Annotated in this window: 22 protein-coding genes; 18 read left to right on the top strand and 4 right to left on the bottom strand. The window is 64.3% G+C overall.

Annotated features, from left to right (window positions below; translation table 11 throughout):
* The first annotated feature begins 95 nt into the window (after positions 1–95).
* From ABMD26_RS00110 to hyi, 3 genes are all read left to right on the top strand, one after another.
* The gene (locus tag ABMD26_RS00110; protein ID WP_192067446.1) at positions 96–1,307 is read left to right on the top strand and encodes a pyridoxal-phosphate-dependent aminotransferase family protein; all 1,212 of its coding nucleotides are present in this window, start codon (positions 96–98) and stop codon (positions 1,305–1,307) included.
* 95 nt (positions 1,308–1,402) lie between these two features.
* Positions 1,403–2,689, top strand: coding sequence for an MFS transporter (locus ABMD26_RS00105; protein WP_192067444.1), 1,287 nt, complete (start codon positions 1,403–1,405; stop codon positions 2,687–2,689).
* A gap of 92 nt (positions 2,690–2,781) precedes the next feature.
* Positions 2,782–3,564 (top strand): hydroxypyruvate isomerase, encoded by a 783-nt coding sequence (gene hyi, locus ABMD26_RS00100; protein WP_354306779.1) that lies wholly within the window; start codon positions 2,782–2,784, stop codon positions 3,562–3,564.
* A 9-nt stretch (positions 3,565–3,573) separates the two neighbouring features.
* Here the strand turns inward: hyi and ABMD26_RS00095 are convergent, their stop codons facing one another.
* Positions 3,574–5,250 carry an NAD-dependent malic enzyme gene (locus ABMD26_RS00095; protein WP_354306777.1) on the bottom strand — a complete coding sequence of 559 codons (1,677 nt, stop codon included), beginning with the start codon at positions 5,248–5,250 and terminating at the stop codon, positions 3,574–3,576.
* Positions 5,251–5,494: 244 nt separating this feature from the next.
* Between ABMD26_RS00095 and ABMD26_RS00090 the strand changes: the two genes are divergently transcribed.
* The gene (locus tag ABMD26_RS00090) at positions 5,495–7,849 is read left to right on the top strand and encodes an FdhF/YdeP family oxidoreductase (protein WP_354306775.1); all 2,355 of its coding nucleotides are present in this window, start codon (positions 5,495–5,497) and stop codon (positions 7,847–7,849) included.
* A 132-nt stretch (positions 7,850–7,981) separates the two neighbouring features.
* Here the strand turns inward: ABMD26_RS00090 and ABMD26_RS00085 are convergent, their stop codons facing one another.
* Entirely contained in the window at positions 7,982–8,878 is an 897-nt protein-coding gene (locus ABMD26_RS00085) for a LysR substrate-binding domain-containing protein (protein WP_354306773.1), read from the bottom strand.
* A gap of 222 nt (positions 8,879–9,100) precedes the next feature.
* Between ABMD26_RS00085 and ABMD26_RS00080 the strand changes: the two genes are divergently transcribed.
* The 14 genes from ABMD26_RS00080 to ABMD26_RS00015 all read left to right on the top strand — a co-directional run bounded on the left by ABMD26_RS00080 (position 9,101) and on the right by ABMD26_RS00015 (position 22,524).
* The gene (locus ABMD26_RS00080) at positions 9,101–10,153 is read left to right on the top strand and encodes an ABC transporter substrate-binding protein (RefSeq protein WP_134722402.1); all 1,053 of its coding nucleotides are present in this window, start codon (positions 9,101–9,103) and stop codon (positions 10,151–10,153) included.
* A 70-nt stretch (positions 10,154–10,223) separates the two neighbouring features.
* A complete protein-coding gene (locus ABMD26_RS00075; protein WP_134722403.1) occupies positions 10,224–11,297 on the top strand; it encodes an ABC transporter ATP-binding protein in 1,074 nt (357 codons plus the stop codon).
* On the top strand, positions 11,284–12,156 hold the full coding sequence (locus ABMD26_RS00070) for an ABC transporter permease (protein WP_354306770.1): 873 nt from the start codon (positions 11,284–11,286) through the stop codon (positions 12,154–12,156). Before ABMD26_RS00075 ends, ABMD26_RS00070 begins: the two co-directional genes overlap by 14 nt.
* Positions 12,157–12,162: 6 nt before the next feature.
* Entirely contained in the window at positions 12,163–12,960 is a 798-nt protein-coding gene (locus ABMD26_RS00065) for an ABC transporter permease (protein ID WP_354306768.1), read from the top strand.
* On the top strand, positions 12,957–14,096 hold the full coding sequence (locus tag ABMD26_RS00060; protein ID WP_354306766.1) for an NAD(P)/FAD-dependent oxidoreductase: 1,140 nt from the start codon (positions 12,957–12,959) through the stop codon (positions 14,094–14,096). The genes ABMD26_RS00065 and ABMD26_RS00060 overlap by 4 nt, the downstream gene beginning before the upstream one ends.
* The gene (locus ABMD26_RS00055) at positions 14,086–14,454 is read left to right on the top strand and encodes a (2Fe-2S)-binding protein (protein WP_354306764.1); all 369 of its coding nucleotides are present in this window, start codon (positions 14,086–14,088) and stop codon (positions 14,452–14,454) included. Before ABMD26_RS00060 ends, ABMD26_RS00055 begins: the two co-directional genes overlap by 11 nt.
* The gene (locus ABMD26_RS00050; protein ID WP_134722407.1) at positions 14,451–15,827 is read left to right on the top strand and encodes an FAD-dependent oxidoreductase; all 1,377 of its coding nucleotides are present in this window, start codon (positions 14,451–14,453) and stop codon (positions 15,825–15,827) included. Before ABMD26_RS00055 ends, ABMD26_RS00050 begins: the two co-directional genes overlap by 4 nt.
* Positions 15,820–16,989: an FAD-dependent oxidoreductase gene (locus tag ABMD26_RS00045; protein ID WP_204951052.1), complete on the top strand. Its 1,170-nt coding sequence runs from the start codon at positions 15,820–15,822 to the stop codon at positions 16,987–16,989. Before ABMD26_RS00050 ends, ABMD26_RS00045 begins: the two co-directional genes overlap by 8 nt.
* 11 nt (positions 16,990–17,000) lie before the next feature.
* A complete protein-coding gene (locus ABMD26_RS00040) occupies positions 17,001–17,354 on the top strand; it encodes a RidA family protein (protein ID WP_043189452.1) in 354 nt (117 codons plus the stop codon).
* Positions 17,355–17,976: 622 nt separating this feature from the next.
* The gene (locus tag ABMD26_RS00035) at positions 17,977–18,939 is read left to right on the top strand and encodes a LacI family DNA-binding transcriptional regulator (RefSeq protein ID WP_354311770.1); all 963 of its coding nucleotides are present in this window, start codon (positions 17,977–17,979) and stop codon (positions 18,937–18,939) included.
* A 65-nt stretch (positions 18,940–19,004) separates the two neighbouring features.
* Positions 19,005–19,787 carry a sugar phosphate isomerase/epimerase family protein gene (locus tag ABMD26_RS00030; RefSeq protein ID WP_354306761.1) on the top strand — a complete coding sequence of 261 codons (783 nt, stop codon included), beginning with the start codon at positions 19,005–19,007 and terminating at the stop codon, positions 19,785–19,787.
* The gene (locus tag ABMD26_RS00025) at positions 19,780–20,721 is read left to right on the top strand and encodes a sugar kinase (protein WP_282349155.1); all 942 of its coding nucleotides are present in this window, start codon (positions 19,780–19,782) and stop codon (positions 20,719–20,721) included. The genes ABMD26_RS00030 and ABMD26_RS00025 overlap by 8 nt, the downstream gene beginning before the upstream one ends.
* Before the next feature lie 81 nt (positions 20,722–20,802).
* Positions 20,803–22,107 carry an MFS transporter gene (locus tag ABMD26_RS00020; protein WP_049859542.1) on the top strand — a complete coding sequence of 435 codons (1,305 nt, stop codon included), beginning with the start codon at positions 20,803–20,805 and terminating at the stop codon, positions 22,105–22,107.
* Positions 22,108–22,248: 141 nt separating this feature from the next.
* Complete coding sequence (locus ABMD26_RS00015) at positions 22,249–22,524, top strand: DUF1652 domain-containing protein (RefSeq protein WP_354306758.1); 276 nt, start codon at positions 22,249–22,251, stop codon at positions 22,522–22,524.
* Here ABMD26_RS00015 and ABMD26_RS00010 read toward each other — a convergent pair.
* Positions 22,511–23,575, bottom strand: a complete 1,065-nt coding sequence (locus ABMD26_RS00010) for a hypothetical protein (RefSeq protein ID WP_354306756.1) — start codon at positions 23,573–23,575, stop codon at positions 22,511–22,513. The genes ABMD26_RS00015 and ABMD26_RS00010 overlap by 14 nt on opposite strands.
* Positions 23,568–24,638, bottom strand: coding sequence for a glycosyltransferase family 4 protein (locus tag ABMD26_RS00005; protein WP_354306754.1), 1,071 nt, complete (start codon positions 24,636–24,638; stop codon positions 23,568–23,570). Before ABMD26_RS00005 ends, ABMD26_RS00010 begins: the two co-directional genes overlap by 8 nt.
* Between the last annotated feature and the right edge of the window lie 252 nt (positions 24,639–24,890).

Below are 24,890 nucleotides of genomic sequence, written 5' to 3'. Positions count from 1 at the left end.
TCGACACGATATTAGCGCAAATGAGCCGTTTGACACAGGGTGCCCAGCTGCTAATGTAATTTTGCATTCAAAATACAACAACAAAGGGTCACCCCATGCTCAAGCTCGATTTCCATCCTGCCGGCCGTCACTTCCTGCAGATCCCCGGGCCCAGCCCGGTGCCCGACCGTATCCTTCGCGCCATGAGCTACCCCACCATCGATCACCGCGGCCCCGAGTTCGGCCAGCTCGGCCTCAAGGTGCTCGCGGGCATCCAGCAGATCTTCAAGACCCGCCACCCGGTGATCATCTACCCCGCCTCGGGCACGGGCGCCTGGGAGGCCGCGCTGTGCAATACCCTGAGCGCAGGTGATCAGGTGTTGATGTTCGAGACCGGTCATTTCGCCAGCCTCTGGCAGAAGATGGCCGTCAGTCTGGGGCTCAAGCCAGAGTTCATCGGCCTGCCAGGCATCGAAGGCTGGCGCGGTGGTGTACGCGCCGACATGATCCAGGCCCGCCTGGAACAGGACAGCGAGCACCAGATCAAGGCAGTGTGCGTGGTCCACAATGAAACCAGCACCGGCGTGACTTCCGACATTCCCGCCGTGCGCCGGGCCATCGATGCCGCCGGCCATCCGGCGCTGCTGCTCGTGGACACCATTTCCGGTCTGGCTTCTGCCGACTATCGCCATGATGAATGGGGCGTGGACGTGACCATTTCCGGCTCGCAGAAAGGCCTCATGCTGCCGCCGGGCATCAGTTTCAACGCCCTATCGCCCAAAGCCATCGAAGCCAGCCAGCGCGGTGGACTGCCCCGCAGCTTCTGGGCCTGGGACGAAATCATCGAGATGAACAAGACCGGTTACTGGCCCTACACCCCCAACACCAACCTGCTCTATGGATTGTCCGAAGCGCTGGACATGATCCTCGGTGAGGGCCTGGACAATGTCTTCGCCCGCCACCAACGCCTCGCCCACGCCTGCCGCACCGCCGTGCAGGCCTGGGGCCTGCCCATTCAGTGCGCCGACCCCAGCGTCTACAGCCCGGTACTGACCGGGGTCATGACCCCTGAAGGCGTCGACGCAGACCAGGTGCGCAAGACCATTTACGAACGCTTCGACATGTCGCTGGGGACCGGCCTTGGGAAACTGAAGGGGCGCATGTTCCGCATCGGCCACCTGGGCGACTGCAACGACCTGACCCTGATGGCAACCCTGAGCGGTTGCGAGATGGGCCTGCAGATGGCCGGGGTGAAGCTTGAGGCCAGCGGCGTACTGGCGGCGATGGATTACCTGGCCGGACAACACGTGCCGCTGCGCCGCGAATGACATCAACGGCGCCGCCGCTCAGGCCGGCGCTCATGCGACTGACTATCCCGACTCAACGCCTGCGGGCGTAAACAATAAGAAACTGGAGATAGAACATGAAGCGGTTATATCTGCGCCCTACCACCGTGGTGCTCGTCATGCTGTGCGCCATGTATTTCATCACCTACCTGGACCGGGTCAACGTCAGCACCGCAGCGGTCGGTTTCGGCAAGGAATTCAACCTCAGCAAGACCGAAATCGGCATCGTCTTCTCGGCCTTCGCCTATCCATATCTGGTGTTCCAGATCATCGGCGGCTGGGTCAGCGACCGTTTCGGCGCCAAGCGCACCCTGGTGGTGTGCGGGCTGATCTGGGCCAGCGCGACGGTGCTCACCGGCATGGCAGGCGGCTTCGTCTCGCTGCTGGTGGCGCGGGTCCTGCTGGGGTTGGGCGAAGGCGCGACCTTCCCTGCCGCCACTGCGGCGATGTCACGCTGGGTCGGCAAGGAGAACCGCGGTTTCGCCCAGGGCATCACCCACGCCTTTGCCCGCCTGGGCAATGCGTTGGCACCTGCAGCGATGGTCGCCGTGATGGCGGCGTATGGCTGGCGCGAGTCGTTCTACGTCTGCGCCGGCATCAGTTTTGTCTGGGTGGTACTGTGGGCACTGGTGTTCACCGAGCAACCCAAGGATCACCCGCGCATGACCCAGGCGGAACTCGCCGCCCTGCCCCCGCCCAAGCCGAAGAACACCCGCAAGTTGCCCTGGGGACGGCTGTTCCGGCGCATGGCGCCGGTCACCATCGTCTACTTCTGCTACGGCTGGACCCTGTGGCTGCTGCTGAGCTGGGTGCCGATGTACTTCATGAACATGGGCCTGGACCTGAAGAACACTGCCATCTTCGCCTCCACCGTGTTCTTCGGCGGCGTGGTGGGCGATACCCTGGGCGGCATCGTCAGCGACCGCATCTACAAGCGCACCGGTAACCTCAACCGGGCCCGCAGCCTGATGGTCGCCATCTGCCTGTCCCTGACCCTGGTAGCGCTGCTGCCGCTGATGTTCACCCACGACATGTACGTGTCCCTGGCCTGCCTGGCCATTGCGTTCTTCTTCTCCGAGATGACCATCGGCCCGATGTGGGCCATCCCCATGGACATCGCGCCGGACCACTGCGGCACCGCCAGCGGCATGATGAACACCGGCTCGGCCATGGCCGCGATCATCAGCCCAGTGGCCGCCGGACTGCTGATCGACAAGTTCGGCAACTGGCAGCTGCCGTTCATGGTCAGCATCGTGCTGTTGGCCATCGGTGTGGTGCTGTCGTTCCGCATGCGCCCGCAGAACCGGTTCGTCTACGACCTGCCGGCCAATCCCGTCACCACCGCCGTGGCGATGCCCAAATGATCCGTTGACGCCCAGGTAGGCGTAGGATGGCACGGATGTGCGCGGTGACACGCCAGGACGGTCACCGCGCTCCCTGACAGAAGGAGCCTGCCATGCCGCGCTTGTGTGCCAACCTTTCCATGCTGTTCACCGAACATGCCTTTCTCGACCGTTTCGCCCTCGCTGCACGGGCGGGCTTTCGCGGGGTGGAATTCCTGTTTCCCTACGCATTCGACAGCACCGAGATCAAGGCACGGTTGCAACACCATGGCCTGACCCAGGTGCTGTTCAACCTGCCACCTGGCGACTGGGACAACGGTGAGCGCGGCATTGCCTGTTTGCCCGATCGTCGCGAGGAATTTCGCGCCGGCGTGGCCACGGCCATCGAGTACGCCAAGGTGCTGGGCAATACCCGAATCAATTGCCTGGCCGGTATCGCGCCGTCAGGCAGCGATCCGCAGCAGGTGCAGCAGACCCTGGTCGACAACCTGCGCTACGCCAGCGAAGCACTGGCGGCTCACGGTATCCGCTTGGTCATGGAAATGATCAACACCCGCGACATGCCAGGCTTCTATCTGAATGGCACACGGCAAGCGCTGGCGATTCGGGAACAGGTGGGCCACGAGAATCTGTTTCTGCAATACGACATCTATCACATGCAGGTGATGGAGGGAGATCTGGCGCGCACGCTGCAGGCGCACCTGCCTGCCATCGGCCACGTGCAACTGGCGGACAACCCCGGCCGGCACGAACCGGGCACCGGGGAAATCAACTTTCGATTCCTGTTCCAGCACCTGGACCGGATCGGCTACCAGGGCTGGGTCGGTTGCGAGTACAAGCCGCTGAGCGGGACGGAGGCCGGGTTGGGCTGGATGAAGAGCCACAACCTGGCCTGAGTCTGGTGGTTACAACGGCTGGCGTTCGTAGGCGCGGTATTCCGGCTTCCAGAAATGCACCTCGATCGCTTCGCGCAGTGCGGCTTCATCCATGGGCGCCGCCACACCATCCTTCTGTGCGGCCAGGCCTACGGCCAGGGCGATGCGCTTGCTGACCGACTGCACGTCGCGCAGCGGTGGCAGCATCTGCCCTGGCGCTGCGCTGTCGGCCAGCGCCTGGGCCGAAGCCATGAGCATGCCGTCGGTGATGCGCGTGGCCCGACTGGCAATGGCACCCAACCCGACACCGGGGAAGATGTAGGAGTTGTTGCACTGGGCGATGGGAAAGGTACGACCCAGCACCTCGATCGGCAGGAACGGACTGCCAGTGGCCACCAGTGCATTGCCCTCGGTCCACTGCAGGATGTCCTTGGGGTGGGCTTCGATCTGCGAGGTCGGGTTGGACAACGGCATGACGATCGGCTTGGAGCAATGCTGGTAAAGCGTCTTCACCACTTCTTCGGTGAACAGCCCGGCCTTGCCGGAGACGCCGATCAGCACGCTCGGCTTGGCGTTGCTCACCACTTCCAGCAGGGTTGGCCACTGTCCGGCGAACGACCAGGACTTCAGGCTCTGGCTGTCGTGGGCCAGGCGCTGCTGGAAGTCGTAGAGGTCGGGCTGGCGATCGGTCAGCAGCCCCTTGCTGTTGAGCAGATAGACCCGGCTGCGGGCCTCGCTGTCGCTCAAGCCTTCCAGCTGCATGGCGGTGATGATCTGCTCGGCGATGCCACAGCCAGCAGAGCCGGCGCCGACGAAAGCCACGGTTTGCTCGGACAGTTTCTGGCCTTTGACCTTGCACGCGGCCAGCAAGGTGCCCACGGTGACCGCGGCGGTGCCTTGGATGTCATCGTTGAAGCAGCACAGCTGATCGCGAAAACGCTCCAGCAGGGGCATGGCATTGCTCAGGGCGAAATCCTCGAATTGCAGGATCGCCTCCGGCCAGCGGCGCTGCACGCCCTCGACAAAGGCCTGCACGAACGCTTCGTAGCGCTCGCCGCGCACCCGTTCCTCGCGACGTCCGAAATACAGCGGATCGGCCAGCCGCTCGGGGTTGTTGGTGCCCACGTCCAGCACCACCGGCAAGGTATAGGCCGGGCTGATGCCACCGCACGCGGTGTACAGCGACAGCTTGCCGATGGGGATGCCCATCCCGCCCACGCCCTGGTCGCCCAGACCGAGGATGCGCTCGCAGTCGCTGACGACGATGACCTTGACGTTGTCCTTGGTCACGTTGTTGAGAATCTCGTCCATGCGTTCGACGTCGTCGATGCTGATGAACAAGCCGCGATGACTGCGGTAGATGCGTGAAAATTCCTGGCAGGCCTTGCCGACGGTCGGGGTGTAGATGATCGGCAGCATCTCGTCGATATGGTCATCGACCAGGCGGTAGAACAGGGTTTCGTTGGAATCCTGGATCGAGCGCAGCAGCACGTGGCGTTCCAGATCGGTGGAGCAGGCCTGGAACTGGTGATAGGCGCGCTCGCATTGCTGGTCGATGGTTTCGATCTGTTGCGGCAGCAGGCCTTGCAGATGCAGGGCATCGCGTTCCTGAGCGGTGAAGGCAGTGCCCTTGTTGAGCAACGGCGTGGCAAGCAGTGCCGGGCCGGTGAACGGGACCTTTACAGGGCGTTTGGCGGAGCTGGTCATGCTGTTTCTCCCTTGCTTATTGTATTTTGCATTCAAAATAGACGCCTTTGCCAAAGGGTGCCATCGGTTTTAGCGCAATCGCCGCCCTGACGCCAGCCATGCGCTCTGTTCCCTGTCTTTTGCGCTAGCCGCGGGAAGGCCCGCATACCGCCGGGGAATAAAGCGCTTCGAACCTTTGCCGATCCTGCACCGTCGTAAATGCAGGCCCCTCGTCACGGGGCCTCCATAGCCAAGGACCACGACCATGCAGATCATTCATCCCAAAGCCCGCTACCAGCCCTATAGCTCGTCCTCTGGAGGCTGGGGATCGGCGTTTTCGGTGATGAACATCCTCTGGCGTCAACAGGCGCTGGGCAAGGGTCCTGCGGCATTGTTGAAGCAGAACAAGCCCGACGGCTTCGCCTGTGTCAGCTGCGCGTGGGCCAAGCCGGGCAACCCGCACGCCCTGGAATTCTGCGAGAACGGCGCCAAGGCGACCGCCTGGGAGCTGACCGCATTGCGCACCGGTCCCGAACTGTTTGCCAAGCACAGCCTGGCCGAGCTGCGGACCTGGAGCGATTACGAACTCGAACGCCACGGCCGCCTCACCCACCCGATGCGCTATGACGCGACCAGCGACCGCTACGTGACCACCACCTGGGAAGAGGCGTACCGCGGGATCGGTGAGCAACTGCGTGGGCTGGAGCCCGACAGCGTGATCTTCTACGCCTCGGGCCGTGCCTCCCTGGAAACCTCGTTCATGTACCAGCTGCTGGCGCGCGCCTACGGCACCAACAACCTGCCCGACAGTTCGAACATGTGCCACGAAAGCACCTCGGTCGGCTTGCAGGAAAGCATCGGCGTGCCGGTCGGCACGGTGTCCCTTAATGACTTCGAGCGCACCGACTGCATCTTTTTCTTCGGTCAGAACGTGGGCAGCAACAGCCCGCGCATGCTTCACCCGTTGCAGGAAGCGCGCAAGCGTCAGGTGCCGATCATCAGTTTCAACCCGCTGCGCGAGCGTGGCCTGGAGCGCTTCGTCAATCCGCAATCGCCCGTGGAAATGCTCGGTCCCGATTCCACGGTGATCAGCACGCAATATCACCAGGTCGCCATCGGCGGCGACACCGCGGCGGTGATGGGTATCGCCAAGGCGCTGCTGGCCATGGATCGGGTGGCACAGGCCGAGGGCCGGCCGGCGGTGATCGATCACGCTTTCATCGCCGAACACACCGAAGGCGTGGACGCGTTCCTGGCTCAGGTGGACCAGCATGAGTGGATCACCCTGGAGGAACGCAGCGGCCTCAAACGCGCGGCACTGGAAGCCGCCGCCACCGTTTATGCCCGCAGCGAGCGAGTGATGATCATTTACGGCATGGGCCTGACCCAGCATCGGCATGGCGTGCAGAACGTGCAAATGCTGGTCAACCTGCTGCTGTTGCGCGGCAACATCGGCAAGCCCGGCGCCGGCATCTGCCCTGTGCGCGGGCATTCCAACGTGCAGGGGCAACGGACCGTAGGCATCACCGAGGACCCGGCCAAGGTCCCTGCGGACAAGATCGAATCGCTGTTCGGCATCCAGGTGCCCAAGAACAAAGGCATGGCCACGGTGGACGCCTGTGAGGGCATCGTCGCCGGTACGGTGAAAGGCTTCATCGGCCTGGGTGGCAACTTCCTGCGCGCCGTCCCCGACACCGATCGCATCGAGCCCGCGTGGGCCAACCTGACGCTGAACGTGCAGATCGCCACCAAACTCAACCGCACCCACCTGTTCCCAGGCCAGCATGGCTGGCTGTTGCCCTGCCTGGGTCGCATCGAAAGCGACGTCCAGGACGGTCGCCGTCAGGTCTACACCACCGAGGACAGCACCGGTTGCATCCGCGCCTGGGAAGGCCGTGCGGAACCGGCCAGCGAGCACCTGCGCGCAGAGCTGGCGATCATCGCCGGCCTGGCCCAGGCGACCCTCAGTGGTCGCGAGCAGATTCCGTGGGAGCTGTGGCGTCAGGACTATGCCCGCGTGCGCGAGGCCATTGCCCAGACCTACCCGGAGATTTTCCATGACATGGAGAAACGGATGTGGGAGCCCGGTGGCTTCCACCGCCCCTTGGGCGCCTGCGAACGCAAGTGGACCACGCCCTCGGGCAAGGCTCAGTTCGTCACCGCCAAGACCCTGGACGAAGACGACGACATCTCGCAGAACAGCGATCAGCGCGATGTATTGCAACTGATGACCCTGCGCAGCAACGATCAATTCAACACCACGGTGTATGGCTACGAAGACCGCTTCCGCGGCGTCAAGGGCACGCGCAGCGTGATCTTCCTGAATCGCAATGATATCGTTCGGCTGGGCTTCCACCCCGGTGACTGGGTCACCATCCGCACCGCCATCGAGCCAGGAGTACGGCGCGAGGTGGGGCCGATGCAGATCATCGCCTACGACATCCCGATCAATTGTGCGGGCGCCTATTATCCCGAATGCAACGCATTGATTCCCTTGTGGCATTACGCGAGCAAGAGCAAGGTACCGGCCGCCAAATCGATCCCGGTCACCTTGCACAAGGTCCAGGCCCGCGCCGAAGACATGGCCCACGCCGTTCCGTTGGCGGACCAAGTGATGTAACGCCCCTTCTTCCTGTAGCAGCGGCGCAAGCCGCGTCGGCGTCACACCCGGTGTGCCTGAAAAAACGCAGGGCCCAGACGCGGCTTGCGCCGCTGCTACAGGGAGGTCGGTTCGTGCCGATGCGGCGGCGCATCAGAAGGATTTCGTCAAATGGCGAAAATACGCCTTCAAGGTGTCGATGAAATCCTCGGCCAGCAGGGTACGGTTCTCCGTGTGCGGCCAGATAACGTAGGTGGGCAAAAGAATGTCCGGGCGAAATGGCCGCACCACGATCTCCCGGTGTAGGTAATCTCTGGCCACCAACGGGTGTACCAAGGTGATGCCCATGCCATGGGCGACCATTTCGCAGTTGATTGCGCCGTACTGAGCTTCCACCGCCATCACTCGCTCGACGCCGGCCTGCTCGAACAACCTGTCGACCAAGGCCCGAGTGCCATCACCGTGGCACAACGACACGAACGGCTGCTGGTGCAGATCGCCGAAGGTGATGCTCTCGCGCTGCGCCAATGCATGGGTCGCCGGCAATACGCAAACCGCTGCCACCTCGGCCAACAACTCGACCTGATGGTTCACCACATCGCCCGGATGCACCACGATGCCGATCTCGCAGAATTGCGATTTCACCCATTGCTCGACGGTCTGCGACGAGTTGACGTGCAGCGACACAGTCAATTCCGGACGGGTCGAGGTGAAGGTCTTGAGCACCTCCGGAATCACGCTCATGCCCATGGAAGGCACCGCCGCGACGCGCAGCCGTCCAGTGCCCAGGTTGCGAATGTTCTTGGCCGAGTGCTTGAGGCTGTCGAGCCCGACGAACGCCCGCTCCACCTCCTGAAAGAACGCCCTTCCCTCCTGGGTGGGGATCAGTCGCACCCCGGCGCGCTTGAACAAGGTCAGCCCGGTACTCAACTCCAGTTGCGCGATCAGTCGGCTCACATTGGGTTGCGAGGTGTACAGCACATCGGCTGCCGCTGTCATCGAGCCCATGCGCATCACGCTGCGAAACGCTTCGATCTGCCTCAGGTTCACTGACGCCTCCATATCAAATATGCATGACTAGGCCAGATATCCGTATTTGACCATATACCGCCGCCCTCGCAATACTCAAGCCCAGCAGCACCTAGCGCACACCAAGATGCGTTACCCCGGCGAGGCTTACGGCCGGGAGCATGCACAGCGCATGCGTGGCCCCGGTTCGCCGGAGCGACCGACGCATTGTTCGATCTGCCCCCTGCACTTCGGAGATAGTCTGTGAATAGCCAACAACCGTCCTTTCGCCTCACCGTCCTGCGCGTCGCCCTCGCTGTCGCAGCGCTGACCAGCACCGGCGCCCACGCCGCCCCTACCCTCTATGTCGCCGGTGTCGGCGGCTCGACCGAACAGATGTACAAGAGCAAGATCATTCCGGCGTTCGAAAAGCTGCACGACGTCAAGGTGGTCTACGTGGCCGGCAACTCCACGGAAACCCTGGCCAAGCTGCAGGCGCAGAAAGGCCGCCAGCAGATCAACGTCGCCATGATGGACGACGGCCCCATGTACCAGGCACTGCAGCAGGGCCTGTGTGGCGAACTCAGCGAGGCGCCCGTGTACCAGCAGCTCTACCCGTTGGCCCGCCTCAGTTCGCAAGCCACCGGCATCGGCATGGTCGCCACCGGAATCGGCTACAACGAGGAAGCCTTCAAGAAGCGCGGCTGGGAGGCGCCCGATTCCTGGGAAGACCTCGCTGACCCTCGCTACAAGCAATTGCTCGGCATGCCGCCGGTGACCAATACCTACGGCCTGCACACCCTGGTGGAAATGGCCCGCCTGCGCGGTGGCGGCGAGAAAAACATCGACCCCGGTTTCAAGGCTCTCAAGGACGAGATCGGCCCGAACGTTCTGGCTTGGGTGTCGGCACCCGGGGAAATGGACGGCATGATGCAGAACGGCGACGTGGTCATGGCCGTCTATGGCAGCGGCCGCGCCGTGGCCCTGCAGGGCACCGGCTTCCCACTCAAGTTCATCTATCCCAAGGAAGGCGGCGTGGCCTTGCTGCTGGCCGCCTGCGGCGTGACACCCAATGCCGAGCCGGCGTTGTCGCAGGCCTTCATCCAGTACGTGCTGTCGCCCGAGGTTCAGGCCATTCAGGCCCGCGAGAACGGTTTCGCACCGGTCAACAAGACCGTTCAGTTGAGCCCCGAGCTTGCCGCGCGCATGCCCTACGGTCCGGACAAGGTCAGCGCCTTGATCAAGGTCGATTGGGAGACGATCAACCAGCAGCGCAGCGAATGGACCACGCGCTGGAACCGTACCGTCGAACGCTGATACACCCGCCCCGTTCGATTTCTCCCGACCCTTTCCTGGAGCCGCAGGCGCACGCCTGCGTGGCAACGCCATGGCATTTTTGACACTGGAAGGCCTCGTCAAGAACTACGGTACGTTCAAGGCCATCGACGGTTTGAGCCTGGAAGTGCAGCACGGTGAGTTCGTCGCCCTGCTCGGTCCTTCCGGGTGTGGCAAGACCACGACCCTGCAATCGATCGCTGGATTCGTGCAGCCCACTCAAGGGCGCATCGTCCTCGACGGCCGCGACATCACCCACGTCCGTCCGGAAGATCGCGGCCTGGGCATCGTTTTCCAGAGCTACGCGCTGTTCCCGCACATGACGGTGGCGCAGAACATCAGCTTCGGCCTGGAAATGCGTGGCATGGCCAGGGCCGAGCGCGCCAGGCGCGTGGCCGAGGCACTGGAACTGGTGCGGCTCGGCGGGCTGGGTGAGCGCTACCCCAAGGCCCTGTCCGGTGGCCAGCGCCAACGGGTGGCGATTGCCCGAGCTCTGGCGATCCGCCCCAACCTGCTGTTGCTCGACGAACCGATGTCCAACCTGGATGCCAAGCTGCGCGAAGAAATGCACATCGAGCTGCGGGCGATCCAGCGCGAGCTGGGTATCACCACCATTCTGGTGACCCATGATCAGGTCGAGGCGATGACCATGAGCGACCGCATCGCTGTCATGCAGCGCGGCCGCATCGTGCAGATCGATACGCCCTTCGAGGCCTATGAACGACCTCATTCGCCGTTCGCGTCGGCCTTCCTCGGCAAGACCAACGCCTTCGCCGGTGCCGTGCAGCTGCGCAACGAGCGCTGCTGCCACGTGCAGGTGCGCGACACCTTGCTGCATGTGCCCCACGAGGACCGCTCCCTGGGTCAGGACGTCAACGTGTACATCCGCCCCGAGAAAATCCGCCTGACCGAACCTGGCCTGGGCCGCATCAACGGTCGGATCGCCCTGCGGGTGTTCCTCGGCAACCTGTGGTTGCTTGCCGTGGACAGCCACTTTGGCCTGGTCCACCTGACCCAGCCGAATCTGGGGCATGTACCGCCCGCCGAGGGCAACGAAGTCGGCCTGGACTGGTCGGACGACGACCTGCGTCTGCTCGATCGGGAGGCTGCCCATGGCCAGGTATGACGCCGAACACGTTGGCGCAGCGCCCTGGCTGCTCAGCGGCCCTGCCTTGCTGGTGTTCATCGCCCTGTTGCTGGCGCCGTTGCTGCTGACCGCACTGCTCTCGCTGAACCTGTTCAGCGACACCGAGGGCGTGCTGCCGGTGTACAGCCTGGCCAACTACATCGAGGTGTTCAAGGACGACTATTTCCACGAGATCTTCCTGCGCACCGGGGCCATGGCCCTGGCGGTCACGCTGCTGTGCGTCGTGCTTGGGGTCCCGGAAACCATCATCATCGCGCGCATGGCGCCGCGCTGGCGTTCGACCTTCCTGCTGGTTGTACTGGGTCCGCTGCTGATTTCAGTGGTGGTACGGACCTTGGGCTGGGCGATTCTGCTGGGCAACAACGGTTTGATCAACGATGCCTTGCAAGCCCTGGGCATCACCGACCAGCCGGTGAAGATCCTGTTCACCCAGGTGGGCGTGATCATCGCCCTGACCCACGTGCTGGTGCCGTTCATGGTGATCGCGGTATGGGCCTCCTTGCAGCGTCTGGACCTGCAAGTCGAATGGGCCGGTCTGTCCCTGGGCGCATCGCGCCTGACCGTGTTCCGGCGCATCATCGTGCCGCAGATCATGCCGGGCATTCTCTCCGGCTCGATCATTGTCTTCGCCCTGGCCGCCTCGGCCTTCGCCACCCCGGCGATCATCGGCGGACGCCGGCTCAAGGTCGTCGCCACCGCCGCCTACGACGAGTTCCTCGGCACCCTCAACTGGCCCCTGGGCGCGGCGATCGCCGTGCTGCTGCTGGTGGCCAATCTGATCATCATCCTGGGTTGCAGCAAGCTGGCCGAGCGCCGCTTCAAGCAAGTCTTCGAGTAGGCCGCCATGCACAAGAACGGTTTTTTCTCGCTGCTGTTCCATATCCTGTTCATCGCCTTCATCGTCGCCCCGTTGCTGGTCGTGATGGCCATGGCGTTCACCGACAAGGGGTACCTGTCCCTGCCCACCGATGGCCTGTCGCTGCGCTGGTTCAGAGCCTTGCTGGGCAACCAGGAAATGCTCGACGCGTTCGTGTTGTCGATCAAACTGGGGCTGGCCTCGGCCACCATCGCCACGTTGCTGGCCATCCCGGCCGCCCTGGCCATCAGCCGCTACGACTTTCCCGGCCGGGGCACGCTCACGGGCTTTCTGCTGTCGCCCCTGATGATTCCCTCGGTGGTGTTGGGGATCGCCTTCCTGCGCTTCTTCTCCCTCGCCCAGATCGGCGGTTCGTTCTGGGCGCTGTGCCTGACCCACGTCATCGTCGTGCTGCCCTATGCTCTGCGCCTGACGCTGGCGTCCACCATCGGCCTGGAGAAAGACATCGAGCAGGCCGCGCTGTCGCTGGGGGCCAAACGCTGGACTGCGTTTCGTCGAGTCATTCTGCCGCGCATCCGCACCGGTGTGCTGGGCGGATGGATGCTGGCGTTTATCCAGAGCTTCGATGAGCTGACCATGACCGTATTCGTCGCCACCCCCGGCACCACCACCTTGCCGGTAGCGATGTACAACCAGATTTCCCAAACCATCGATCCTTTGATCACGGCGGTATCGACCGTGCTGATCGTCGGCACGTTGATCCTGATGCTGGTGCTCGATCGCCTGGTGGGCCTGGACCGTGTGCTCATAGGAGAAGGCAAATGAAGCGCTCGACGGCAGCGATCAATACCGACGTCATCGTCGTCGGTGGCGGGCTGGTGGGCACCGCCGTGGCCTACGGCCTGGCGCGCGAAGGGGCCGACACAGTGGTGCTCGATCAGGGTGACGATGCGTTTCGTGCCTCGCGCGGCAATTTCGGCCTGGTCTGGGTACAGGGCAAGGGCTACAACCTGCCCGACTATGCGCGCTGGACCCGGTCTTCAGCGCAGCGCTGGGCCGGCCTGCGCGATGCGCTGCTGGCCGACAGCGGCGTGGACGTCAGCCTCAAGCAGCCAGGCGGTTTTCACATGTGCTTCAGCGATGAAGACTTGCTGGAGCGCGAGGCCCGGCTGCGGCAGTTGCAGGTCGCAGTCGGTGACTATCCCTTCGAGATGCTCGACGCCGCCGAGCTCAAGGCGCGCCTGCCGCTGATCGGCAAGGCCGTGGTCGGCGCCAGCTACACGCCCCAGGACGGCCACGTGAACCCGCTGAAACTGCTGCGCGCTTTGCATGCTTCGGCGCAGCGCCACGGCGCGCGTTTCGTCGGTGGCCAGCACATTGGGCGTATCGAAGGCAGCGCCGGCGACTTTCGCGTATGGGCGGGCGGACAGGCCTATTGTGCGCCCCGCGTGGTCTTGGCCGCCGGGCTGGGCAACCCAGGGCTCGCCGCGCAGGTCGGTCTGCATGCGCCAGTTGCGCCCAACCGTGGGCAGGTTCTGGTCAGCGAGCGGGTCCAGCCGTTTCTCGACTACCCCACCATCAATGTTCGCCAGACCGACGAAGGCACGGTGCAACTGGGCGATTCCATGGAAGAAGTCGGCTTCGACGACAGCACTTCCACCGGCGTGCTCTCGGCGATTGCCCAGCGCGGCGTGGCGACCTTTCCGCTGCTACGCGATGTGCGCCTGATCCGCGCCTGGGGAGCGCTGCGGGTGATGAGCCCGGACGGTTTCCCGATCTATCAGCAGTCGACAACTCATCCCGGCGCCTACGTGATCACCTGCCACAGCGGTGTGACCCTGGCCGCCGCTCATGCCCTGCGCATCGCGCCGTGGGTGATGGGCGGCGCGCAACCCGACGAATTGGCCGTGTTCAACGGTGACCGTTTCCTCAGCGACAAGGTGCTTGCCCATGCCCACTGAAGCCCCCCTCCGCGCCCCGCTGTTCCAGGCGCTGGCCAGCGAAACCCGCAGTAGCCGCCGCGTGACCTTGAGCTTCAATGGCGAGCCCCTCAGTGTCCCGGCCGGCATCAGTGTGGCTGCGGCCCTGTTGCTGTCCGGCATCGAGCGCTTTCGCGCCACGCCGGTGAGCGAATCGCCTCGCGCGCCTTATTGCATGATGGGCGTGTGTTTCGAATGCCTGGTCACGATCGATGGCGTGCCCAACCGGCAGAGTTGCCTGATCAATGTGGCCGAGGGCATGCAGGTGCGCTCCCAGGAGGGCGCTCGCGATCTGCCCTTCGACATGCCGGTGGTCGCTACTCTGGAGGTGCAGCCATGACAGCGGAATCGGTCGACGTCGTCGTCGTGGGTGCGGGCCCGGCGGGCATGGCCGGAGCCAGCGAACTGGCCGGACTGGGCATGAGCGTGGTACTGCTGGACGAGCAAGGCAGCCCTGGCGGGCAGATCTACCGCGGCATCACGCTGGCCCCGCTGAGCCGCCGCGACCTGCTGGGACCGGACTACGCCCATGGCAACGTGCTGGCCAAGGCGCTGGCGGACACGTCGGTGCGGCACGTCAAGGAAGCCGCAGTATGGCAGGTGAGTCGCGACCATCAGGTGAGCTATCTGCATGGCGGGCGCATGCACACCTTGCAAGCCCGCGCGGTGTTGTTGGCCACCGGCGCCATGGAGCGGCCCTTCCCCATCCCCGGCTGGACATTGCCAGGCGTGATGACTGCGGGCGCTGCACAGATCCTGCTCAAGAGCGCGGGCGCCGCGCCAACCGAACCGGTGGTGCTGGCCGGCTGCGGACCGTTGCTGTACCTGCTGGGCTGGCAGTACCTGCGCGCAGGCGTGCCGATCAAGGCGTTGGTCGACACCACCCACCGCGACGACTATTGGCGCGCGCGGCGGCATCTGGTCTCGGCACTGCGCGCGTGGCCCTACCTGCGCAAGGGTCTGCAACTGATGCGCAGCCTGCGCCAGGCGCGCATCCCCCATTTCACGGGCGCCACGGCCCTGGCGGTCGAAGGCAGTGATTCAGCACAAGCGCTGAGTTTCAGCGTTCGGGGCAAGACCGAGCGCATCGCTACCCGGTGCGTGCTGCTGCATCAAGGTGTGGTGCCCAATATCCAGTTCAGCCAGTCGTTGCGGGCCACCCATGCCTGGGATCCGCACCAGTTGTGCTTCAGCCCGCTGCAGGACAGTTGGGGTGAACTGGACGTGCCGGGGGTCTTCGTCGCCGGTGATGGCGGCGGCATCGGCGGGGCCCAGGCGGCGGCGCTGCAGGGTCGGCTGGCAGCCTTGGGCATTGCCGCGCGACTGGGCACCCTCGGGGCGCCGCAACGCGACCGGAGAGGGGTGGGTCTGCGCCAGGAATTGAACGACAACCTGCGCATCAGGCCGTTTCTCGACGTGCTGTACCGCCCCCGCGACGAGCATCGCATCCCGGCGGACGAGGTCATCGTCTGCCGCTGCGAGGAAGTCACTGCCGGCCAATTGCGCGAATTCGTCGCCCTGGGCTGCGCCGGGCCGAACCAGGCCAAGTCGTTCGGACGTTGCGGCATGGGGCCGTGCCAGGGACGACTGTGTGGCCTGACGGTGACCGAAGTGATCGCCGATGCCCGCGCGGTACCGGCTGGCGAGGTGGGCTACTACCGGATTCGGCCGCCGATCAAGCCCATTACGTTGGGAGAGCTGGCCGGTGACTGAGTCTCTGCGCAAAGGTGCTGACGTACTGGTCATAGGCGGTGGTATTCACGGCCTGAGCACCGCCCTGCACCTGGCTCGCGCCGGCGTCCGGGTGACCGTGCTTGAGGCCGAATACTGCGGGCGGCATGCCTCCGGGGTCAACGCCGGTGGCGTGCGCACCCTGGGTCGCCACGTGGAGGAAATTCCCATGGCACTGGCTTCGCGAACGCTTTGGCACGGCCTGCAGGACGTGCTCGGCGAAGACGGCGGCTTCGTCGCCAGCGGCCAGCTGAAACTCGCCGAGAACGAAGCGGAGTTGCAGGAGTGCCAACGGCGCGTGGAGCAGTTACGGGCCTTGGGTTTTACCCATGAGGTGTTGATCGATCGGCAACAGGTGCAGGAGCTGGTACCTACGGTGGCGCCCCATGTGGTGGGCGGTATCTGGGTCAGCGGCGACGGCTATGCGGTGCCCTACCGCACCGTGACCGCCTTCCGCTTGGCAGCGCAAAGGCTGGGTGTGCAGATCTTCGAGCAGACGCCGGCGCAGCGCATCGAGCGCTCCGCCAACCACTGGCGCGTGGATACGCCTACGGGTGTGTATCAAGCCGAGCATCTGGTGGTCACGGCTGGTGCCTGGGCCGGGCAATTGGCGGCGCAGGTCGGCGAGCCGGTGCCGGTGCATCCCGAGGGCCTCATGCTCATGGTCACCCACCGCGTGGCACCCTTCTGTACACCTGTGCTGGGAGCCACGGGCCGAGCGCTGTCGTTCAAACAGTTCGCCAATGGCACGGTGGTGATCGGCGGCAAGCTGGTGGGGTCGGTGGAATTTTCCGCCCGTCATGGCGAGGTGCAGATGGACCGCCTGAGCACCAGCGCACGCACCGTGACCGACCTGTTTCCGCACTTGCGTCATCTGGGCGTCAACCGCGTCTGGGCCGGCGTGGAGGCGTTCACCGCCGACGATATTCCGGTGATCGGCGCCAGCGGCAAGGCCGACCGGTTGAGCTATTCCTTCGGCTTCTGCGGCAGTGGTTTCCAGATGGGCCCAGGTACCGGCCAACGCCTGGCCCAGCAGATTTTGGGCGAGCACTCGCCGATCAGCCTCGACCCCTTTTCCATCGGACGCTTCGCCCAGCAGGCGATGACGCTCGAACAACCTGCAACAGCCCTTATCCACTCGTGAGGAAATACACCATGCTGGACATCAAACGCATCGAGACCAATCAGCGCATGAGCCGTGTCGTGCAGTGCAATGGCTTCACCTTTTTGGGCGGTCAGACCGCCACCGACCGCAGCCTGGACATCAAGGGGCAAACCGCGCAGGTGCTGGCCAAGATCGATAACTTTCTGGAACAGGCAGGTCTGGACAAGACGCGTATCGTCACCGCGCAGGTGTGGCTGTCGGATATTCAGGCCAATTTCGCCGGCATGAACGAAGTGTGGGACGCCTGGGCCCCCGAAGGCCATGCCCCAGCCCGCGCCACCGTGGAATCGCGCCTGGCCGCCCCGGACCTGCTGGTGGAAATCACCGTCGTCGCAGCCGGCTGATCCGCGCTGCCTGATTCGCGGGCAGAGCCCGCTCCCACATGAGTATGCAGATCCCCTTGTGGGAGCGGGGCGGTCGGCGAGCCTTCTGCCCGCGAAGGGCGCGCTGCGGTACATCAGACAGACCGCATGCGCCGCCGACGCGGCTTGCGCCGCTGCTACAGGGGTACCGCACTCCCTTTGTGGGAGCGGGCTCTGCCCGCGAAGGGCGCGCTGCGGTACATCAGACAGACCGCATGCGCCGCCGACGCGGCTCGCGCCGCTGCTACAGGGGCACTGCAACCGACCTGTGGGAACGGGGCGGGCGGCGAGCCCTCTGCCCGCGAAGGGCGCGCTGCGGTGCATCAGACAGACCGCGTGCGCCGCCGACGCGGCTTGCACCGCTGCTACAGGGCACCGCACTCCCCCTTGTGGGAGCGGGCTCTGCCCGCGAAGGCCGCGCTGCGATTGCACGGCATACACACTCTCATCACCTGCGCAAATATCCCTCTTCCCCAGTTGACGGCCACATCGATTTGGTGTTTCCTGAAACCGGTTTCAAGCTATCGATCGCCTGCCCATAACATCCATAAAAGGACCCAGGCCCGTGACACGTCTCTCCCTCACTGCGCGCCCCCGCGTGACCATGCTCGACGTTGCCGAGCGCGCCGGTGTGTCCAAAGCCAGCGTCTCGCGCTTCATCGGCGAAGACCGTGGCCTGCTGTCCGATGCCATCGCCGGACGCATCGCTCACGCCATCGATGAGCTGGGCTACCGTCCCAACCAGATGGCCCGCGGCCTCAAGCGTGGTCGCACGCGTCTGATCGGCATGCTCATGGCCGACATCCGCAATCCCTACTCGGTAGCGGTCATGCACGGTGTGCAAACCGCCTGCCGCCGCCACGGCTACAGCCTGGTGGTGTGCAACACCGATCGCGATCCGGAACAGGAGCACCAGCAGTTGCAGGCGCTGCGAGCCTACAACATCGAAGGCTTGATCGTGAACACCTTGGGCCACCATCAGGACGAGTTGCGCGAACTGCAACAGGAACTGCCGATGGTGCTGGTGGACCGCAAGGTCGCGCACCTGCCCAGCGATCTGGTAGGTCTGGACAACCAGCTCGCCGTCGACATGGCCCTGGACCACCTCCACGCGCGCGGCTATCGCCACATCGCGCTGGTCAGCGAACCAGCGGACGGCACCAGTTCCCGGGTCGAGCGCATCGATGCGTTCAAGCGGCGTGCCGATGGCCCTGTGTTCTTCACCGAGCCCGACCTCGGCGAGCGCCTGCGGGACTTCCTTGCCGACGCCCATTCAGGGCCCAAGGCGCTGTTCTGCGCGAACGGAGTCGCAGCCCTGGCCTGCACCTTGGCGCTGCGCGCCCTGGACACCCACCGCTGCGAAGACGTCGGGCTGATCGCCCTCGACGACCTCGACTGGTACCCCCTGGTCGGGGATGGCATTACCGCCCTCGCCCAACCCACTCACGCCATCGGCGTGCAAGCCCTGGAGTGCCTGCTGGAGCGACTGGACGGCTCGCAAGCCCCGGCCCAGACGTTTCATTTCACCCCAGAGCTGATCATTCGAGGTTCGACACCGCCGCGCTGAGTCGATTCGGCTGCGTACTGCTTACGTTTACCTAAATTTGAAACCGGTTTCAGAGGACAATAACAATGCATCTCTATCCCGTCTCCATCAGCCTCTCCAGCTTCGGCGCGGACTATGTCCGTGCGCAGGGTCAGGCCAGTCTGGCGCCTTTGGTTGCCCAGAGCGGCGCCAGCCACCTGGAACTGCGCGAAGAGTTGTTCGACCACTTCGATGCACCTGCCCTGCGCAGCGCAATCGTCGACCAGGGACTGACCTGCGTCTATTCCTCGCCGCTCGAGCTGTGGCAGCCTGGCCAGGCCGCACCCAATACACAGCTGCAAGAGGCGCTCGCCCGAGCCGTTGCCTGCAATGCAGTGTGGCTCAAGGTGTCGCTGGGCTTCTATTCAGCCATCAGCGACCTGAATCTGCTGCACCAGCAACTGCGCGACCAGCCCGTGCGCCTGCTGATCGAAAACGACCAGACCGCCCAGGGCGGACGAATCGATCCCTTGGTCAAGTTCTTCACCGCGATCGCCGAACAGGGGCTGCCCGCGGGCATGACCTTCGACATCGGCAACTGGCAATGGCAGCAACAATCGGTGTCGAGTGCGGCGCTGCAACTGGGCCGTTTCGTCGAGTACATCCACTGCAAGGCAGTACAGCGCACGGCGACCGGCAAACTGGTCGCCACACCGCCCGAGCTGACCGACCTGCACCAGTGGTCGCGCCTGCTGCGCCACATGGCGCCGGGGCTGGTTCGGGCCATCGAGTACCCGTTGCAGGGCGCCGATCTGCTGGCCGTCAGCCAGGTACAAGTGGCAACCTTGGCTGCGCTCGGTCAGGCCGCCCAGGAGGTGGCCCATGGCTGAGTTCGACGTGCTGAGCTTCGGCGAAACCATGGCCATGTTCGTCGCCGAGCAGACCGGCGACCTGGCCGATGTCACCCGGTTTCACAAGCGCATCGCCGGCGCCGACAACAACGTTGCCATCGGCCTGTCGCGCCTGGGCTTCAACGTCGCGTGGCTCAGCCGCGTGGGCGATGACTCCTTGGGCCGCTTCATCGTTGCCGCGTTGCAGCGCGAAGGCCTGGATTGCAGCCATGTCGCCGTGGATCCGCAACACCCCACCGGCTTCCAGTTCAAGTCGTTGCAAGACGATGGCCGCGACCCCTGCGTGGAATACTTCCGCCGCGGATCGGCCGCCAGCCACATGGGCATTGCCGACGTGCCCCCGCGCTTGCTCGATGCCCGCCACCTGCATGCCACCGGCATTCCCCCGGCACTGTCGCCGAGCATGAACGCCTTGACCCGAGGCTTGATGACCGCAATGCGTTCGGCAGGCCGCAGCGTTTCGTTCGACCCCAACCTGCGCCCGTCACTGTGGCCCAGTCAGGCCAAAATGATCGAGCAGATCAACAGCCTCGCTGCCCTTGCCGACTGGGTGCTGCCAGGGCTGGCCGAAGGGCAGCTGCTGACCGGGCAAGAACGCTGCGAAGACATCGCCCGCTTCTACCTGGACCTGGGCGTGCAAGCGGTGGTGATCAAGCTGGGCGCGGACGGTGCCTTTTATTGCAGCGCCCAGCAGCAGGGCTACGTGGCCGGACGCCCGGTGAACAAGGTCGTCGACACGGTCGGTGCCGGTGACGGTTTCGCCGTCGGTGTCATCAGTGCCTTGCTCGAAGGCCGCGACCTGATGCGGGCCGCCGCCCGCGGCAACTGGATCGGCAGCCTGGCGGTGCAGAGCCCCGGCGACATGGAAGGCCTGCCGACTCGCGCCGCGCTGACGGCGGACGAACACCGATGACCTGAACACACACCACCCCAGACCGTTGATTCAGCACCCTCTACCTGTTGCGACAATTACAAAATGCTCAGGAGTCAGACCATGCAGAGCCAGACCGCGAAACTCGCCAGCCGTCGCTGGTGGTATATCATGCCGATCGTTTTCATCACCTACAGCCTGGCCTACCTGGACCGGGCCAACTATGGTTTCGCCGCCGCCTCGGGCATGGCCGCCGACCTGAACATCACGCCGGGGCTGTCCTCGCTGCTCGGTGCCCTGTTCTTTCTCGGTTACTTCTTCTTCCAGGTACCCGGCGCCATCTACGCGCAACGACACAGCGTCAAGCAACTGATCTTCGTCAGCCTGATCCTCTGGGGCAGCCTGGCGACCCTGACCGGCGTGGTGTCCAGCGCCTACTGGCTGATCGTGATCCGCTTCATGCTCGGGGTGGTCGAAGCCGTGGTCATGCCAGCGATGCTGGTCTACCTGTGCCACTGGTTCACCCGTGCGGAACGCTCGCGGGCCAACACCTTCCTGATCCTCGGCAACCCGGTGACGATGCTGTGGATGTCGGTAGTGTCCGGTTACCTGATCCAGCATTACAGCTGGCGCTGGATGTTCATCATCGAAGGGCTGCCGGCGGTGATCTGGGCGTTCATCTGGTGGCGCCTGGCCGACGACCGTCCGGCGCAGGCCAAATGGCTCAGCCAACAGGAAAAAGATGACCTGCAAGCCGCCCTGGCCGCCGAACAAGTGGGCCTGAAGCCGGTGAAGAACTATGCCGAAGCCTTCCGCTCGGGCAAGGTGATCACGCTGTCGCTGCAGTTTTTTCTGTGGAGCGTGGGCGTCTACGGCTTCGTGCTGTGGCTGCCCTCGATTCTCAAGCAGGGCGCGCAGATGGACATGATCGAAGCCGGCTGGCTGTCGTCCCTGCCCTACCTGGCAGCGGTGATCGGCATGTTGGTAGTGAGCTGGTTTTCCGACCGTCTGCAAAAGCGCAAACGCTTCGTCTGGCCGCCACTGCTGCTGGCCGCGCTGGCCTTTTACGGTTCCTACGCGCTGGGCAGCGAACACTTCTGGTGGTCCTATGCACTGCTGGTGATCGCCGGGGCCTGCATGTATGCGCCCTACGGACCCTTCTTCGCCATCGTGCCGGAAATCCTCCCGGCCAACGTGGCTGGCGGAGCCATGGCGCTGATCAACAGCATGGGCGCCCTGGGCTCGTTCGCCGGTTCCTACCTGGTTGGCTATCTGAATGCCAGCACCGGCAACCCCGGCGCGTCGTACCTGTTGATGAGCGGCGCCTTGCTGCTTTCGGCCCTGTTGACCCTGCTGCTCAAGCCCAGCGGCTGTGATCTGGAGGTAAAACAATCGACGACGGCAGGCCTGAAACCCTGCAAACACTGACCCAGATCATGAAACTCGATGAAATCATTCTGGAATCGCGGCAAACCACACAGCTGTCATCCAAGGAGTGCTACGTTTAATACTCCAAACGCAGCACTCGACAGGCCATCGGTCCGGATGGCCTGTCCCACGGCAGGCGACATGCGACAGGTGGGCGCGATGAACAAGATGACATTCCCCAATGCGTGCCAGGTGATGCGCTGGCACTTTCACCCCATGGGTTTCGAGGGCAGCATGGATGCGCCCAGCAGCATGGTCGCCCGGCTGTTCGATCGCAGCAGCGGCGAAACCCTGCTGACCATCGCCGGTCTGCCTTGCGCGGCCGTCATGAACGCCTCCGACGTCGAGCGCATCATCGAGGCGGTGGAAGCCGAACTCGAGGCTTTCATTCCGCCGCAGGCGCTCAAGGCGGGCTGAGGGCGGCGCTGAAATGACTCCGCACAGTGGTCTGAATGATCCCGGCGGCGTTCTGCGCGGCCTGGTCATTGAGCAGCGCCTGCCAGGCGCTGGGCCCGGGCAGATGCCGGGCTCGGTCCAGCAGGGCCGGCCACTCCTGCGCAGCCGGCACGCCGTCCACTCCCAGTGCCACTCCCAACCGCTCCAGTTGCATGGCCTGCAGACGTTGCTCGTCGAACGGACGCTGCTCGGCGATCGCGATCAGGCGTCCACCCAGGTGGGCCACTTCGGCAACGACGTTGTCGCCTGCACTGCCCACCACGATCTCGGCGCGCAGCAACTCGGGCAATGGATCGGCCAACTGCCCCAGCAGCGTCAGGTTCACGGGTAATGACAGGTCACTGCTTGGCAGCGGCCCGGCCACACGGAATCGGTACTGTGGACAGCAGTCAGCAATGGCCACCAGCGAATCCACGGTAAAAGCGGTGCCGCCCTGCCCCGTGATCACCAGCACGCTGCCCTGCTCGGCCTCCACGTGTGTGCGGCCATGCCCACTGTAACGGGACACCCAGCCGCAGTGATCGGTCTTGCTCGACACCCAGTCGGGCATCTGGCTGCACTCCATAGCCGCCGGATAAGGCGCCAACAGACGCGATGCCGAAGCGTAGGCCTGCAAGTGGGCGGTGTCGGTGCGTTCACCGTGCTGACGCATGTACACGCACGGCACACCGAACAGGCGCGCCAGCATCGCCACTTCGACCGATACGTCCACCACTAGCAGGCATGGCCACGCATTGCGCATCCAATCGGCCAGGAGCCCCATGCGCTCACGCAGACCGTCCACGGCCAGAGGTGCGTAATGCAGCGCGGGGAAGCTTTCGACGTGCATGCCCGGCGCCGTGTCGCCGGGCAAGAGCAGGCCTTTGACGTTGGCCGGATACGGACCTTCGGGCAAACGCGAACCGATCAAGGTGACATCGCAGTCTAGATGGCGGGCGATGGCCAACGCGCGCATGCCATGGCCCGAGCCGTGGTGATGGACGTAATAGCCGACTTGCGGACGTTCAGGCACCGGCTTCGGCCACCTGCCGCAGCAGCGCATCGTAGCGATCGAGCATGACCTCGTGGCTCCACTGGGTTTCGGCATGCAGACGGCAAGCCAGGCGCGACTTGCGCCGAGCCAAGCGCAGCGCCTGGGCCAGGCCCTCGACGTCGCCGCCCGCAGCCAGCGCACCGGTGGCATCGGTCAGCAGATCGCCAACAGCACCACGGGCAAAGGCTGCCACCGGCGTGCCGCAGGCCAGGGCTTCTGCCACCACCAGACCGAAGGGTTCTTCCCAGCAAGGAGTGACCAGTGCGGCGGAGGCACTTGCCAATTCGATGGCCAGTTCTTCGCGCCCCAGATGGCCGAGGTACTGGCACTGGTCACTCAAGCGCGGCTGAATCTGCTCCTTGAAGTAGCGAGGATCGACTGCCTGACCGGCCAGACGCAGCGGGACGCCCGCCAGCTTCGCGGCGTCCATGGCCAGGTGTGCGCCCTTGTCGGGCACCAGTCGGCCGAACCAGATGGCATGCTCCAGAGGCGCGGCGCGCGGCGACCAGGTCTGCAGGTCGATGCCATTGGGGATGACATGGCACTCGGGAATGACCTCTTCCCACTGCCGTGCATTGGCCTCGGAAATGGTCGCGAAATGCCCCGCACGGCGTTCGCCACTGTAGGCATTGATCAGCTCGAAGAACGGTGGTGTATGCAATACCGTCAGCATCGGCGTGCGGATCATCGATGCCATGGTCGCGGGCACGTAGTGCAGGCTGTTGTTGAAGATGACATCGAAGCGACGGTCGTCGATGTTCTGCATGGCCTTGAGGTAGGCGTGGTGCTCCTCGATGTACTCGGAACTCAGGCACGCACGGCGACCATCTTTATAGGTGGCGTCGTCCCACACCGGCACGATATTGAGGGCTGGGTCACTGGATGAGCTGGCGAACAGGGTGACGTCGTGACCACGTTGCATCAGCCCGGACGTCACATCGTGGGTGAACGCCTCCAGGCCGCCGGCGAACGGCTGGCGAATGGGATGTTTGATGTGCGTCAGCACACCGATGCGCAACGGGCGAGCGGAAGTTGAAGACATCGAGGACGTTCCTGGCACGGATTGCAGCTTTGAGGCTGCGGCACAGGAATGGTTGCATCTAAAGCACCCCCTCGGCCCCTGTAGCAGCGGCGCAACCCGCGTCCCGGTCAATGCGGTCACCTAGACACACCGCATTGGCCGCCGACGCGGCTCGCGCCGCTGCTACAGGGTGAGGTCGACCAGACCGTGTCAGGCCTTGAGGCTGGCCATGTCGATCACGAAGCGGTACTTCACATCACCGGCGTGCATACG

Source organism: Pseudomonas sp. PvP001, assembly GCF_040546375.1.
Taxonomy (GTDB): Bacteria; Pseudomonadota; Gammaproteobacteria; order Pseudomonadales; family Pseudomonadaceae; genus Aquipseudomonas; species Aquipseudomonas coleopterorum.
This window is presented reverse-complemented; position numbering and strand designations above follow the sequence as displayed.